The sequence below is a fragment of the Kocuria dechangensis genome, from assembly GCF_014636775.1.
Classification (GTDB): Bacteria; Actinomycetota; Actinomycetes; order Actinomycetales; family Micrococcaceae; genus Kocuria; species Kocuria dechangensis.
Map to the genome: position 1 here is coordinate 22,175 of NZ_BMEQ01000008.1, position 14,015 is coordinate 36,189.

The following is a 14,015-nucleotide window of genomic DNA, read 5'->3' on the forward strand; positions in this document are numbered from 1 at the left end:
GGGCGGACCGAGCGTCCGTCTCCCAGGAAGGGCACCGCATGACCTCCTCCCGCCCCGTGACCGTCGTCGTGACCGGCGCCGCCGGCCAGATCGGCTACGCCACCGTCTTCCGCGCCGCGGCCGGGGACCTGCTGGGCCCCGGCGTCCCGCTCCGCCTGCACCTGCTCGAGCTGCCGCAGGCCCGGCGCGCCGCCGAGGGCACGGCCCTGGAGCTGCAGGACGGGGCGTTCCCCCTCCTAGAGGGCGTGGACGTCTTCGACGACGCCGCGGCCGCCTTCGAGGGCGCGTCCGTCGGGCTGCTCATCGGGGCGAGGCCCCGGTCCAAGGGCATGGAGCGGGCGGACCTGCTGGAGGCCAACGCGGGGATCTTCTCGGTGCAGGGTCGGGCGGCCAACGACGGCGCGGCGGACGACTTCCGCGCCGTGGTGGTCGGCAACCCGGCCAACACCAACGCGTACATCGCGGCCTCCCACGCCCCCGACGTGCCGAGGGAGCGGTTCACCGCCCTCACCCGGCTCGACCACCACCGCGCGGTGGCGCAGCTGGCGGCCGCCACGGGCGCGCGCGTCGCGGACGTCGACGGCGTGGCGATCTGGGGCAACCACTCCGCGACCCAGTACCCGGACCTCACGCACGCCACGGTCGGCGGCCGGCCCGCGCCCGAGGCGCTCGCCGAGAAGGGCCTGGGGGCCGACTGGGTGGCGGAGACCTTCATCCCGCGGGTGGCGAAGCGGGGCGCGGAGATCATCGAGGTCCGCGGCGGGTCCTCCGTGGCCTCGGCCGCCCACGCGGCCCTGTGCCACGTGCGCGACTGGGTGCGCGGCACCCCGGACGGGTCGTGGACCTCCATGGCGGTGCCCTCCGACGGGTCCTACGGGGTGCCCGAGGGCCTCGTGAGCTCGTTCCCCGTCACCTGCCGGGACGGGGCGGCCACGGTGGTCCCGGGGCTGGAGCTGGACGGTTTCTCGCGGGCCCGGATCGAGCGCTCCGTGGCGGAGCTGGTCGAGGAGCGCACGGCCGTCCGCGAGCTGGGCCTGCTCGGCCCCCGCGGCTGAGGCCCGCCCCGCGGGGCGGGCCTGGCCTCAGGAGTAGGCCGGGCCGACCGCGTCGATGGCCTGGTCCAGGGGCACGCCCGAGCCGTCCCGGCGGCCGTGCTCCGTGGGCAGCGCCCGGGCCACGCCCGAGGCCGCGACCGCCTTGGCGGGCCCGTGCCCGGCCCAGGCCAGCACCAGGCCGGTCTCGCCCTTGAGGAAGCGGTGCGCGCGCACCCCGGCGGTGGCCCGGCCCTTGGGCGGGTACTCCGCGAACGGGGTGACCTTCACCGAGTACGGGGACATCCCCGGCAGCACCTCCCCGGCGCGCGCGAGCGTGACGACCACGGGCGTCTCGTCGGCCGCGCGCACGACGCCGAAGAACAGCACCTCGTCGCCGTCGGCCAGCTTGATCCCGGCCACGCCGCCGGCCGTGCGGCCCTGGGGTCGCACGGATGCGGCGTCGAAGTGCAGCAGCTTCGCGTCCCGGGTCAGGAAGACGAGCTCGTCGTCCTCGGCCCCGGACTCGGCGAGGCCGACGACGGCGTCGCCGTCCTTGAGCGTGATGACCTCCCAGTCCTCGCGGTTGAGGGGGTGGTCCGGGTTGACCCGCTTGACCACGCCCTGGCGGGTGCCCAGGGCGAGCACGGCGTTGAGCGGGGCCAGCCCCACGAGCCGCTCCCCGCGGCCGAGGGTGAGGAAGTCCTTCACGGGGACGCCGTCGCCGAGCTTGGGCGTGCCGTCGAACGCGGTGAGCACCGGGACGTCCATCACCTGGACGCGCACCATGCGCCCCGCGGAGGTGACGGCCCCGATCTCGCCGCGGGCGGTGGCCGGCACGACGGACGTCAGGGCGTCGTGCTTGATCCGCCGCGGCGGGTCGACCAGCGGCGTCCGGCTCGGCGTGCGGGCGAGCTGGCCGGAGGTGGAGAGGAAGACCCAGCACGGGTCGTCGGCGATCTCCAGGGCCAGGCCCCCGGCGGACTTCTTCCCGGGCTCCGGGAGGGCCGCGGCGGGGCCGGGCAGCGCGTCGGCCTCGAGCAGCTCGGTGCGGCGGTCGTCGCCGTGGGTCGCGGCGACCTCGGCGAGCTCGTCGGAGACCAGCGCCCGCAGCTGGGAGTCGGAGCCCAGGATCTCCTCCAGCTCGGCGATCTCCCGGCGCAGCTCCTCCTGCTCCTTCTCGAGCTCGATCCGGGAGTACTTGGTCAGCTGCCGCAGCCGCAGCTCCAGGATGTGGTCCGCCTGGAGGCGGCTGAGGTCATAGACGGCCATGAGCCGTTCGCGCGCCGCGGCGGTCTCGTCGGAGGAGCGGATGATCTGGATGACCTCGTCGATGTCGACGATCGCCACGAGCAGGCCCTCGACCAGGTGCAGGCGGTCGCGCCGCCTGCCCCGCCGGAACGCGGTGCGCCGGCGGACCACCGACAGCCGGTGCTCCACGTAGACCCGCAGCAGGTCCAGCAGGCCCATGGTCCGGGGCTGTCCGTCCACCAGCGCCACGTTGTTGATCCCGAAGGAGTCCTCCATGGGGGTGTACTTGTACAGCTGCTGGAGCACGGCCTGGGGGTTGAAGCCGTTCTTCACCTCGATGACGAGCCGCAGCCCGTTCTTGCGGTCCGTGAGGTCCACGACGTCGGAGACGCCCTGGAGCTTCTTGGCCTGGACCGCCTCCTTGATCTTCTCCGTGACCTTCTCGGGGCCGACCATGTACGGCAGCGCCGTGACCACGATGCCCTGCTTGCGCGGGGAGACCTGCTCGACGGAGACCTTCGCCCGGGTCTTGAACGACCCGCGGCCGGTCCGGTAGGCGTCCCGGACGCCGTCCAGGCCCACGATCCGCCCGCCGGAGGGCAGGTCCGGGCCCGGGATGTAGCGCATCAGGTCCTCGAGGGTGGCCTCGGGGTGCTCGACGAGGTGGCGGGCGCCGGCGACGACCTCCCGCAGGTTGTGGGGGGCCATGTTCGTGGCCATGCCCACGGCGATCCCGGAGGAGCCGTTCACGAGCAGGCTCGGGTACGCGGCGGGCAGCACGGCGGGCTGGGTGAACTGGTTGTCGTAGTTCGGCACGAAGTCCACGACGTCCTCGTCGAGGTCGGCCGTCAGCGCCAGGGCCGCCGGGGCCATGCGGGCCTCGGTGTAGCGGGAGGCCGCCGGGCCGTCGTCGAGGGAGCCGAAGTTGCCGTGCCCGTCCACCAGGGGCAGGCGCATGGCGAACGGCTGGGCCAGGCGCACCATCGCGTCGTAGATCGCCGAGTCGCCGTGGGGGTGGAGCTTGCCCATGACCTCGCCCACCACGCGGGCGCTCTTGACGTGGCCGCGCTCCGGGCGCAGGCCCATCTGGTTCATCATGAACAGGATCCGCCGCTGGACCGGCTTGAGCCCGTCGCGCGCGTCCGGGAGGGCGCGCGAGTAGATCACGGAGTAGGAGTACTCGAGGAAGCTCGTCTCCATCTCGGAGGTCACGTCGATGTCGACGATGTTCTCCCGGAAGTCGGCGGGCAGCTCGTCCTCGGCGGACGGGCGGGAGGACGCGCGGCGGCGAGCCATCAAAGCTGGGGGTCCTTCGGTCGGGGGTCGGTCGGGGGCCGGCCGGCGGCGGAGCCGGGAACGGTCCGGCACGCGGTCCCGGGACGGAACCGCGCGGAGGACGCACCGGGGCGCACCGTTGACGGTGCAGGTTTGTCCACTAGCCTGAAGTCTATGGTTCCAGAGACCTCGGACACGGACACGGCCGGCAGGTACCCCGCCTACTGGGAAGCCGACGTGATCCTCCGCGACGGCGCGACGGCGCACCTTCGCCCCATCTCCCCGCAGGACCGGGACGCGCTGCTCGCCTTCCACCGCTCGCAGTCCGAGAGCAGCATCTACCTGCGCTTCTTCTCCTACAAGCCGACCCTGTCGGCCCGCGAGCTGGACCGCTTCACCGTGGTGGACCACCGGGACCGGGTGTGCTTCGTGCTCCTGCTCGGCGACCAGATCATCGGCGTGGGCCGCTACGACCGGACCGACGACCCCCACGACGCCGAGGTCGCGTTCATGATCTCCGACGCCCACCAGGGCCGCGGGATCGGCTCCATCCTGCTCGAGCACCTGGCCGCCGCCGCCCGCGAGAACGGCATCGACCGCTTCTCCGCCGAGGTGCTCCCCGAGAACCGCAAGATGCTCCACGTGTTCGCCGAGGCGGGCTACGAGCTCACCCGCCGCTTCGACGACGGGGTGGTCGCGGTCGGCTTCGACATCGACCCCACCGAGCGGTCGCTGGCGGTGATGGCCGCCCGCGAGCACCGCGCCGAGGCGCGCTCCGTCGCGGACCTCGTCACGCCGTCCTCGATCGCCGTCGTCGGCGCCTCCCGGGACCCCGGCCACGCCGGGCACGCGGTCGTCGAGCACCTGATCGCCTCCGGCTTCGCCGGGCAGCTGCACGGGGTGAGCCCCACCCCGTTCGAGCGGGAGGGGATGGCCCACGCCACCTCGATCCGGGACGTGCCCGGCCGCGTGGACCTCGCCGTGATCGCCGTCCCCGTGGACCAGGTGGCCGGCGTGGTCGAGGAGTGCGGGCAGGCGGGGGTGCGCTCCGTCGTCGTGGTGACCGGCGGCTACGCGGAGGCGGGCGCCACGGGGCGGGCCCGGCAGATCGAGCTCGTCCACCGGGCGCGCGTCCACGGCATGCGCCTGGTGGGCCCCGCGAGCCTGGGCCTGCTCAACACCGCCCCGGAGCACCGCTTCAACGCCTCCATCCTGGCCGAGATGCCCCGGGAGGGCTCGCTGGGGCTGTTCAGCCAGTCCGGGGCGATCGGGATGATGCTCCACGCCGCCGCCGTGCGCCACGAGGTCGGCGTGTCCGCCTACCTCTCCGCGGGCAACCGCGCCGACGTGTCCGGCAACGACATGATGCAGTACTGGGAGGACGACTCCGCCACGCGGGCGTGCGGGCTCTACCTGCAGTCCGTGGGCAACCCCCGCAAGTTCTCCCGCATCGCCCGGCGGCTGTCCCTGAACAAGCCCGTCATCGTCGCCAAGAGCGAGGTGACCGGGCTGCGCCTGCCGCCCGGGCACACCGGGCGCACCACCCAGGCCCCGCCGGGGACGCTGGACGCGATGTTCCGCCAGGCCGGGGTGATCCGCGCGGACACCAGCGAGCAGCTCATGGACGTCGCCGGGATCCTGGTCAGCCAGCCCCTGCCGGCGGGCCCCCGCACGGGCCTCGTCTCCAACGCCCTGGCCCTCGGCCAGCTCATGGAGGACCGGTGCATGCAGCTGGGCCTGGACGTCGCGGTGACCCAGGCCGGGGTGCCGACCGCGGACGGCGGGCCCGAGGCCCTCGAGGCGCTGCGGGCGGCGGTCGCCCGCACGCTGGGCGCGGAGTCGGTCGACGCGGCCGTGGTCACCCTCATGCCGGTGCCGCACACCACGCGCGCCGAGGTGGCCGAGCTCGTGGGGCGGGTGGGGCGCGAGCACGGCAAGGCCGTGGTCGTCGTGTTCACCGGCGGCACCGAGCCCGGCACCCCGGTCTACGTCCACCACGCCGACGACGGCCTCGACGTCCCCTGCTTCGACTCCCCGGGGGCCGCGCTGCGCTCGCTGTCGAAGGTCGTCGACCACGTCCGCTGGCGCGCCCAGGACCAGGGCCACCTCGCCGTGCCCGAGGACATCGACGGCGAGGCCGCCGAGACGTTCGTGGAGTCCCTGGCATCCCGCGTTCCCGGCGACCGCCTGCTCGAGCTGGACTCCGAGCAGACGCGGGAGCTGCTCGCCACCCACGGCATCGGGCTGCTGCCCAGCGCCCGCTTCACCGACCCCGACGACGCCCTCGCCGCCGCGGAGCGGCTCGGCTACCCCGTGGCGCTGAAGACCACGGACCCCAACCTCCGCCACCGCCTGGACCTGGGCGGGGTGCAGCTCAACATCCAGAACGGCGAGCAGCTGCGGACCGCGATCGAGACGATGCACCGCACCCTCGCCGCCTTCGGCTCCTTCGACCTTGAGGTGCAGGCCATGGCGCCCACCGGCCAGGCCGTCGTCGTGCGGGCCATCGAGGACCCGCTGATCGGCCCCGTCGTCTCCTTCGGGATGGCCGGGGACGCCGTGAACCTCCTGGAGGACTGGGCCCACCGGGTGCCCCCGCTCACCGACCAGGACGTGCACCGCATGATCCGCGAGCCCAAGGCCTCCCGCAAGCTGTTCGGCTACCAGGGGGTGCCCGCCGCGGACGTCGACCGGCTCGAGGACCTCGTCAACAGGGTCGCCCTGCTCAAGGACCGCCACCCCGAGATCGCCCGGGTGGAGCTGAACCCGGTGCTGGTCTCCACCGACTCCCTGACCGTCCTCGGCGCCTCCGTCGGGCTCGGCAACCCCCAGCAGCGGACCGACAGCGCTCGCCGGGCCATGCGCAGCTAGGGGGGTCAGGACCCCGTGGCGGACACCATAGCCGGGCGGTACACGCTCATCGACCCCATCGCGCGCGGCGGCAGCGGCGCGGTGTGGCGCGCCTGGGACTGCCGGCTCGAGCAGCTGTGCGCCGCGAAGGTGCTCCGGCAGCGCGACTCCGCCGACCTGCTGCGCTTCGCCCGGGAGCAGTCGGTCAAGCTCGACCACCCGCACCTGCTCACCCCCTACGGGTGGGCGGCCGAGGACTCGCACGTGGTGATCGCCATGCCGCTGCTGCACGGCGGCACCCTGGAGTCCGCGCTGCAGGACAACGGGGCGGCGTCCACCGACCTCACGGAGGAGGTGCTCGCCCAGCTGCTGCAGGCGCTCCAGTTCGTGCACGCGCAGGGCTGGGTGCACCGGGACGTGAAACCGGCCAACCTCATGCTGGAGAGCACGGGGACGGGCCGGCCCCACGTCTTCCTCTCCGACTTCGGGATCGCGGTGCGGGTCCAGGACGCCCGGCTCACCCGCACCGGCACGCTGGTCGGCACGCCCGGCTACCTGCCCCCCGAGGCGTACGAGCTCGCCGACCCCGACCCCGCCCAGGACCTCTACGCGGCCGGGATCACCGCCCTGCGGATGCTCGAGCCCGGCCTCGAGCCGCAGGAGGTGATGAGCCCGGCGGAGGGCCGTGCCGTGGTGGGGGAGCAGAGCGACCTCGCGGAGTACGTGGCGGCCCTGCTGACCCCCGACGTCCGGCAGCGCCGGGACGCCGCGGCGTCGGTGCTCCACGCGCTCACCCAGTCCGCGCCGAAGCGGCACTTCGACCCCGCCCTCACCCGGGACGGGGAGCCCTTCGAGATCTTCGACGTCCTCGACCCGCTGCCCGAGCCGTGGGCCACCCGCCTGCGCGAGCGCGGCGCCGCGCCCGCCGGGGACCCGGCCGGCGCGGCCGGCGCGGCCGGCGCGGAGGAGGCACCCGCGCCCCCCGCCACCGGTCAGGACACGGCCGGCCAGGAGAGCACCGGTCAGGACACGTCCGGCCAGGACACGGCAGGACAGGACCTCGCAGGACAGGCACCGGCCGGCGGGCCCGACGACGCCGGCAGCAGGACGGTCCCCGGCGACGGGAGCACCCGCGCGGTGGCCCTGCCGGCCGCGCCCACGAGCGTGCTGCCGGACCGGCGCCCCTCCAGGACCCGCCGGCGCGGACGGGTGGCGGTGGGGCTGCTGCTCACGCTGCTGGGGCTGACGGTGGTGCTGGGCGGCTACCTCCTGTCGGAGCAGCCGGGCGCCCTCGGCCCCACGCCCTCGCCCACCCCCATGGCGCCGGCCACCTCCGAACCCGTCGACGAGCTCACCGACCCCTATCTGCTGGACTGCGTGGAGATTCCCGGCGGGGGCGTGCAGTGCTCCTCCGACGGCTGACCGGGCGCGCCGAGCGGCCGTGCCGGACGGGCGTGTTGGGCGCGGGCCCCGGCGTGGGGGAAAATGGCACCCATGACGTATTCAGGTGAGCGCGGCCAGCGACTGGTCGAGGACATCAACAAGGCCGGGTTCTACCCCCAGATGGTGATCGACGTGGTCCAGGACTCCCTGGACGGCCGGTCCCCCGTCTCCCATCTCGTGCAGCTCGAGACCCACATCGACCGCACGGAGGTGCACCGCCACATCACGGTGCTCGTGCTCGCCGAGGACGTCCTGCACGTCACGCACGTGGACGACGAGGAGTTCGACGAGAGCGGCCGGGACGTGGTGGCGCGGGTGTCGACGGAGACGGTGGGCATCTCCCAGATCCGCTCCGTCACGCTCAGCTACTCCTACTACCAGCCGGCGAGCTACCGGCCGGACAGCCCCATCTCCGAGGTGACGCTCGCGATCGCGTGGACGGGCACGCTGCACGTGGACCTCGCCCCGGCCCTGTGCGAGGACCCGCAGTGCCAGGCGGACCACGGCTACACCGGCACGGCCGCCCGGGAGGACATCGTGCTGCGGATCAGCGCCGAGGCCGACGGCCCCGCCGCCGTGGACGGCGCCCGGGAGTTCGCCCGCACCCTGCGCCGGGCCAACCTCGCACCGCTGACCAACGGCGCGCAGATCGCGCAGCCCGCGCACGGGCGCACTCCCGCGCCCCGGCGGGCCGCCGCGGCGGGTCCGCGCGCGCGGTTCACCGACCGGTTCACCGGCCGCGACGGCGGCGCCGCCCGATGAGGGCGGTCCGGGAGACGCCGCCCGGCCTGCCCGGCGACCTGCCGGCCCCGCCGCGCTACGGACACCGGTCCGTGGCCGAGGTGATGACCTCCGCGGCGGCCTCCCTGGGCGTGCCCGGTTTCGAGAACGCGCTGGGGCTGCCCGCCGCGCGCCGCGTCGTCGTCGTCCTCGTGGACGGCCTCGGCCGCGCCCAGCTGCGCGCCCGGGCCGGGCACGCGCCCGTCCTCGCCGGAGCCCGCGGCCTGGCGACCCTCGACGCCGCCTTCCCCACGACCACCGCCTCGTCCCTCGCGTCCCTGGGCACGGGCACCGCGCCGGGTGCGCACGGGCTCGTGGGCTACGACGTCCTGGACCCCGCGACGGACAGCGTCGTCAACCAGCTCGGCGGCTGGGACGCGGGGGTCGACCCGCTCGCCTGGCAGCCGTTGCCCACCGTGCTGGAGCGCGCCGCCGAGCACGTGGACGTCGTGACCGTGAGCCGGCACAAGTTCGCCGACTCGGGCCTGACCCGGGCGGCCCTGCGGGGCGGGCGGTTCGTGGCCGCGGACGGGCCCGCGGCACGGGTGGGCCGGGCCCTGGACGAGCTCGCCGCCGGCACGGACGCGCTCATGTACTTCTACTGGGACGACCTCGACCGCACCGGCCACGCCCGGGGCTGGGAGTCATGGGAGTGGACGGCCCAGCTCGAGGAGCTCGACTCGGCGCTGCGCCGCCTCGTGGCCCGGGTCCCGGCGGGCACCACGGTGCTCGTGACCGGGGACCACGGCATGGTGGACGTGCCGCAGGACGCCCGGGTGGACTACTCGGTCCTCCCCGGGCTGCTCGACGGGGTCCGGCACACCGCCGGGGAGCCCCGGATGGTGCAGCTGCACCTCGAGCCGGACGCGAGCGCCGACGACGTGCGCCGGCTCACGGCCGCGTGGCGGGAGCAGTTCGGGTCCCGCGTGTGGATCTTCTCCCGGGACGCGGCGCTGGAGGCCGGCTACTTCGGGGCGCCCGGGGACGTCCGGGAGGCTGTGCGGGCGCGCATCGGGGACGTCCTCGTCGCGGCCAAGGACCCGCTCGCCCTGTTCGACCTGGGCCGGCTGCGCCCGTCGGTGCTGTCGATGGTCGGCCAGCACGGATCGCTCACCCGCGCCGAGCGCGAGGTCCCGCTGCTGCGCCTGGCCTGAGCCGCCCGGCTCAGGGGGCCTCGGGCCGCCCGCCGGCCGGCCGCTCCTCGCGGGGCTGGGCGGCGGACGAGGCGGCGTCCGAGGAGCTCCCGGCTCCCTGCCGGTCCTCCTCCGCGCCCTCCTCCGGTTCCGCCGACCCGGCGCCGGACCCCTCCGTGGTGGGGCCCTGCGTCGACGGTTCCTCCGACGGCGCGGCGGGCTCCTCCGGCGCCGCCGGCTCGGGGGCGGGGGCGGGGGGCGCCACGGGCACGGGGGCCGGGGCGGGGGCGACCGGCTCGGGGACCACCGGGACCGGGGGTGCCACGGGCTCGGGTGCCGGGGCCGGCACGACCAGTTCGGGGGCCGGGGCGGGGGCGACCGGCTCCGGGACCACCGGGGCGGGGACGACCGGCTCGGGGAGCACCGGCTCGGGGACGACCGGCTCGGGGACCACCGGGGCGGGCACGACGGGCTCCGGCTCGGGCTCCGGCGTGGGCGTGGGCGACGGCGTGGGGGAGGCGGTGCGCGAAGGGGTGGGCGTGGGGGAGGGGGCGGGCGTGGCCGAGGGCGTGCTGACGGTGGCGGCCGGCGCAGGGGAGACCTCGGTCTCCTGGGCGGCGCCGAAGAGGTCGCGGCCCACGCCGCCGAGGAAGAGCGCGCCGACACCGGCGAGCACCACCATGACCACTGCTCCGAGCACGAGCCCGGCGACGAACCGGCCCGGACCGGGACTCCGGCCGGGGCCGAGGAGCTCGTCGTCGTCGCCGGCCTCCGGCGCGACGGTGTCCAGCTCGTCGTCCCCGAACAGATCGTCCTGGATGGTGTTGCCCATGCCGTGCAGCCCCTGACGTGGTCTCGTCCGCCTGTGCCCTGCGCCGGCCGTGTGGCGCGCGGGCGCAGAGGGCAGGCCGGACCCGCCCCCTGTCCCGTGCACTCTATCCCGTCCCCGGCGCGGGACGCGCTCCGGGCGCGGCGGACCGCGCCCGCGCGTCAGTCGGCGGAGCTGCCGAAGACGATCTCGTCCCAGCTCGGCACGGAGGAACGGGAGGACCGGCGGGCCTTGGCAGTGCGGTTGCGGGGCCGGGGGCGGCCGGGCATGTTCTCGTCGGCCCCGGGCGCCTCGCCCTCCGAGGGCTCGTCCTCCGCGGCGCGGTCCTCAGCGGTGCCGTCCTGAGCGGTGGGGTCCTGAGCGGTGTCGCCCTCCGGGGGACCGGCCGGCTCGTCGGCGGGGAGGGCAGCGGGGAGACCGGCCGGCGGCACGACGACGACCTCGGCGGCCGGCTCCCGCCGGCGCGGGGCCTCCGTCCCGCCGCCGTCCTGCGCGGCGGGCTCCTGCTCGGCGGTGAGCTCCCGCCCGGCGGGCTCCGCCTCGGCGTCCGCCGCGGGTCGCCGCCCGGCGGGCCGGGACGCCGTCCCAGCGGTCTCCTCCCGCGTGTCCTTCTTCTTGTCCTCGCCCGTTGCCTCGCCGGTCTCCTCGTCCGTCTCCTCGTCCGTGCCGGCGGCGGGGGAGCCGGGGAACTGGGTGGCGGGCTGGAAGGGGCGGTCGAACACGGCGGTGTCCTCAGGGGCGCCCAGCGGGCGCGGCCGGCGCTCGGGGTGGCCCATCCCGCGGCCGAGGATCTCGGCCAGGGCGTCGTCGCCCTCCTTGTCCTCCCCGAGCCGCTGGCCGCGGCGGGCCTGGAGGACGTCGAGCAGCTCGTCGGCCTCCACCGCGGAGCGGCGCAGCTGCGTCAGCTCGGGGTCCAGCCCGCCGTCCACCACGCCGAGACCGGTGCTGATGGGGGTGTCCGGCTGCTCCGGCGCGGTCAGCGCCTCCGCCCAGGCGTTGGAGGGGCGCACGCTCTGGTTGGCCGGGTTGTAGATCCACTCGGCCGGGGCGGGATCCGCCACGGGGACCGCGTCCGGGTCGACCACGGTGAAGCGGGCGACCACGGTCCAGAGCTGGTCCTCCCTCTGCCACGAGTCCCACTCGAGCGAGGAGGCGTCCACCCCGAGGTCCCCGGCCCGGTGGGCCACGGCCCGGCCCAGGGTCAGGGGCTCGCCCTCGAAGACGGAGTGGTAGCCGCGGTGGGCCGAGCGGTCCTCGATCTCCACCTTCTGGGCCTCCGTGGCGACGTGCGCCCGCTCGGCCAGGATCGGCCACTCGTAGCGCCGGACCCGGGAGGCCTCCCAGCCGCTCTCGGCCACGATCTGCTCGACCGTCGCGCCCGCGCGGAAGCGCGCCTGGATCTCCCGCGGACCGAACTGGCCCGCCCCCCGCTGGCGGGCGGCGGGCAGCCGGCGGGCCCGCTGCACCGCGAGGCGCAGCTCCTGGTCGATCCTCAGCAGGCGGCGGGTGCCCGCCTCGTCCTCGACGACCAGGTGCTCACCGTCGTCGTGCACACCTGCCAGGCGCAACTGCTCCATGCTGTCAATCCTCCGGTGGGTGGTTCTCGGGTGCGTCCCGGTCGTCGAGCCGGCACGGCGGGAAGGGGGTCGCGGCCGCACGGATCCTTCCGGGTGCGGCCCTGCCGCCCCATCCTACTGGCCGTCGTCGGCGCGGCACGGGAGGCCCGTCGGACCGGTCTCCGGCCGCGCGCTCACGGGCGGGGGACGCGGTTGGATTTTTACCCCCGTATGGTGAACAATCTACGCGATACAGGGCCTGGCGGGCCCGGAAGAGCCCCGCCGGAGCCGATCGCCTGGACCCCGATGGAGCGAAGACCCAACTATGGCCACTGACTACGACGCGCCGCGCAAGCAGGACGACGAGCTCAAGGAGGACTCGATCGAGGAGCTGCAGACGCGCCGCAGCGATTCCCAGTCGGGGAGCGTCGACGAGGACGAGGCCGCCGCGGCCGAGAGCTTCGAGCTCCCGGGGGCGGACCTCTCCAACGAGGAGCTCTCCGTCGTGGTGCTCCCGGCCCAGGAGGACGAGTTCACCTGCGGCTCCTGCTTCCTGGTCCGCCACCGCTCGCAGATCGCCGAGGAGAAGAACGGCGTGAAGTACTGCGTCGAGTGCGTGGGCTGAGTCCCCGCATCGCTCCCGGCGGCCCCGCCGCCGAAGAATCCCGCAGGTGAAGAACCCCGCCGCGACGGCCGTCGCAGCGGGGTTCTGCCGTGTCCGCACCGGTCCGTCCCCGCGGCGGGCCGCGGTGCGGGCAGGGCGCCGGCCGGTCAGCGGTGCGCGGAGAGGACCTCGACGACGCGCTCGGGGTGGCGCGAGGAGGTCAGCCAGTAGGGAGTGGGGTCCACGGGGTCGGTGATCCGGATCCGGACGACGGGGCCCACGGAGGCGCGGAAGTTCATGAACGCTCGGGCGTCGAGCTCGGGCCCGCGGACGCGGCGCACGTCGTCCCCGCGGAAGGCCTCGGCCTCGCCGACGAAACGGCGCTCGATGCGGGCGCGGCCCACCTGGAGCGAGTCCTCGGTCACGACGAGGGAGGTGGTGGAGGCGACGAGGGCCACGGCGGCGCCGCCGCCGACCACGAGGGCGGCGAGACCGGCCAGCCACATGCTGATGGGGGCGAGCGCCACGAAGGCGACGAGGCCGGCGAAGAGGACGAGGAGCCACATCCACCAGGCGGGGGTGAGCTTCTCCTCGTAGAGCACCGTGGAACCGCCGGCGGAGCCGTGGGCGCCGCGCGGTTCGTCGGCCGGGGACGTGCTGGAGGAAGCAGGGTGGGACATGCCTTAACCCTCTCACGTCCGCGCCCCCGTCCGGAGCGTTAGAGTGGGGCACTGTGAACCACCAGTCGACAGGCCACCGGCCGCACCAGGGGACCGCGCGCCCGCTCAGCATCGCGCTGCTGCCGCTCGACCCGGACCTTCCTCCTCCCGTGTACGCCAAGCCCGGGGACGCCGGCGCCGACCTGCGCTCCCGCGTGGACGTGACCCTGGCCCCCGGCCAGCGGGCCCTGGTCCCCACCGGGGTGGCCGTGGCCCTGCCCGAGGGCTACGCGGGCTTCGTCCACCCGCGCTCCGGGCTCGCGGCCCGCCACGGCATCACGGTGGTCAACGCCCCCGGCACCGTGGACTCCGGCTACCGCGGGGAGATCATGGTCACCCTGCTCAACACCGACGCGGCCGAGCCGTTCGAGGTGCGCCGGGGGGACCGCATCGCGCAGCTCGTCGTGCAGCGCGTCGAGCAGGCCGTCTTCGAGGTCGTCGAGGTCCTGCCCGACTCCGAGCGCGGCGGCGCGGGCTTCGGCTCCAGCGGCACCGCCTGACCCGGGCCTGTCCCCCACGAGCTGACCCAGGATCCGGCCCCCCG

11 protein-coding genes are annotated in these 14,015 nt (G+C 75.3%); 7 read left to right on the forward strand and 4 right to left on the reverse strand.

All coding sequences use genetic code 11. The annotated features are described in order from the left end of the window. Positions 1 to 38 precede the first annotated feature (38 nt). Positions 39 to 1,055 carry a malate dehydrogenase gene (locus tag IEW07_RS09220; protein ID WP_188536502.1) on the forward strand — a complete coding sequence of 339 codons (1,017 nt, stop codon included), beginning with the start codon at positions 39 to 41 and terminating at the stop codon, positions 1,053 to 1,055. Positions 1,056 to 1,082: 27 nt separating this feature from the next. On the opposite strand, the gene IEW07_RS09225 is transcribed toward IEW07_RS09220, so the two are convergent. Continuing rightward, on the reverse strand, positions 1,083 to 3,578 hold the full coding sequence (locus tag IEW07_RS09225) for a DNA gyrase/topoisomerase IV subunit A (RefSeq protein WP_188536504.1): 2,496 nt from the start codon (positions 3,576 to 3,578) through the stop codon (positions 1,083 to 1,085). Positions 3,579 to 3,731: 153 nt separating this feature from the next. Between IEW07_RS09225 and IEW07_RS09230 the strand changes: the two genes are divergently transcribed. The 4 genes from IEW07_RS09230 to IEW07_RS09245 all read left to right on the forward strand — a co-directional run bounded on the left by IEW07_RS09230 (position 3,732) and on the right by IEW07_RS09245 (position 9,784). Continuing rightward, complete coding sequence (locus IEW07_RS09230) at positions 3,732 to 6,428, forward strand: bifunctional acetate--CoA ligase family protein/GNAT family N-acetyltransferase (protein WP_188536506.1); 2,697 nt, start codon at positions 3,732 to 3,734, stop codon at positions 6,426 to 6,428. Positions 6,429 to 6,443: 15 nt separating this feature from the next. Further along, positions 6,444 to 7,829, forward strand: a complete 1,386-nt coding sequence (locus tag IEW07_RS09235) for a serine/threonine-protein kinase (RefSeq protein WP_188536508.1) — start codon at positions 6,444 to 6,446, stop codon at positions 7,827 to 7,829. Between the two features lie 72 nt (positions 7,830 to 7,901). Continuing rightward, positions 7,902 to 8,612, forward strand: coding sequence for a DUF5998 family protein (locus tag IEW07_RS09240; protein WP_188536510.1), 711 nt, complete (start codon positions 7,902 to 7,904; stop codon positions 8,610 to 8,612). Between the two features lie 71 nt (positions 8,613 to 8,683). Then, positions 8,684 to 9,784, forward strand: a complete 1,101-nt coding sequence (locus IEW07_RS09245; protein WP_308738222.1) for an alkaline phosphatase family protein — start codon at positions 8,684 to 8,686, stop codon at positions 9,782 to 9,784. Positions 9,785 to 9,794: 10 nt separating this feature from the next. Here IEW07_RS09245 and IEW07_RS09250 read toward each other — a convergent pair whose 3' ends face one another. Both IEW07_RS09250 and sepH read right to left on the reverse strand, forming a co-directional pair. Continuing rightward, entirely contained in the window at positions 9,795 to 10,595 is an 801-nt protein-coding gene (locus tag IEW07_RS09250) for a hypothetical protein (protein ID WP_188536514.1), read from the reverse strand. A 158-nt stretch (positions 10,596 to 10,753) separates the two neighbouring features. Continuing rightward, complete coding sequence (gene sepH / locus IEW07_RS09255; RefSeq protein WP_188536516.1) at positions 10,754 to 12,169, reverse strand: septation protein SepH; 1,416 nt, start codon at positions 12,167 to 12,169, stop codon at positions 10,754 to 10,756. Positions 12,170 to 12,473: 304 nt separating this feature from the next. On the opposite strand from sepH, the gene IEW07_RS09260 reads away from it, so the two are divergent. Then, positions 12,474 to 12,773, forward strand: coding sequence for a DUF4193 domain-containing protein (locus IEW07_RS09260; protein WP_058858605.1), 300 nt, complete (start codon positions 12,474 to 12,476; stop codon positions 12,771 to 12,773). A 146-nt stretch (positions 12,774 to 12,919) separates the two neighbouring features. Here the strand turns inward: IEW07_RS09260 and IEW07_RS09265 are convergent, their stop codons facing one another. Beyond that, positions 12,920 to 13,432: a DUF3093 domain-containing protein gene (locus IEW07_RS09265; RefSeq protein WP_188536518.1), complete on the reverse strand. Its 513-nt coding sequence runs from the start codon at positions 13,430 to 13,432 to the stop codon at positions 12,920 to 12,922. 110 nt (positions 13,433 to 13,542) lie between these two features. Between IEW07_RS09265 and dut the strand changes: the two genes are divergently transcribed. Continuing rightward, a complete protein-coding gene (gene dut / locus IEW07_RS09270; protein WP_371870225.1) occupies positions 13,543 to 13,971 on the forward strand; it encodes a dUTP diphosphatase in 429 nt (142 codons plus the stop codon). Positions 13,972 to 14,015 lie beyond the last annotated feature (44 nt).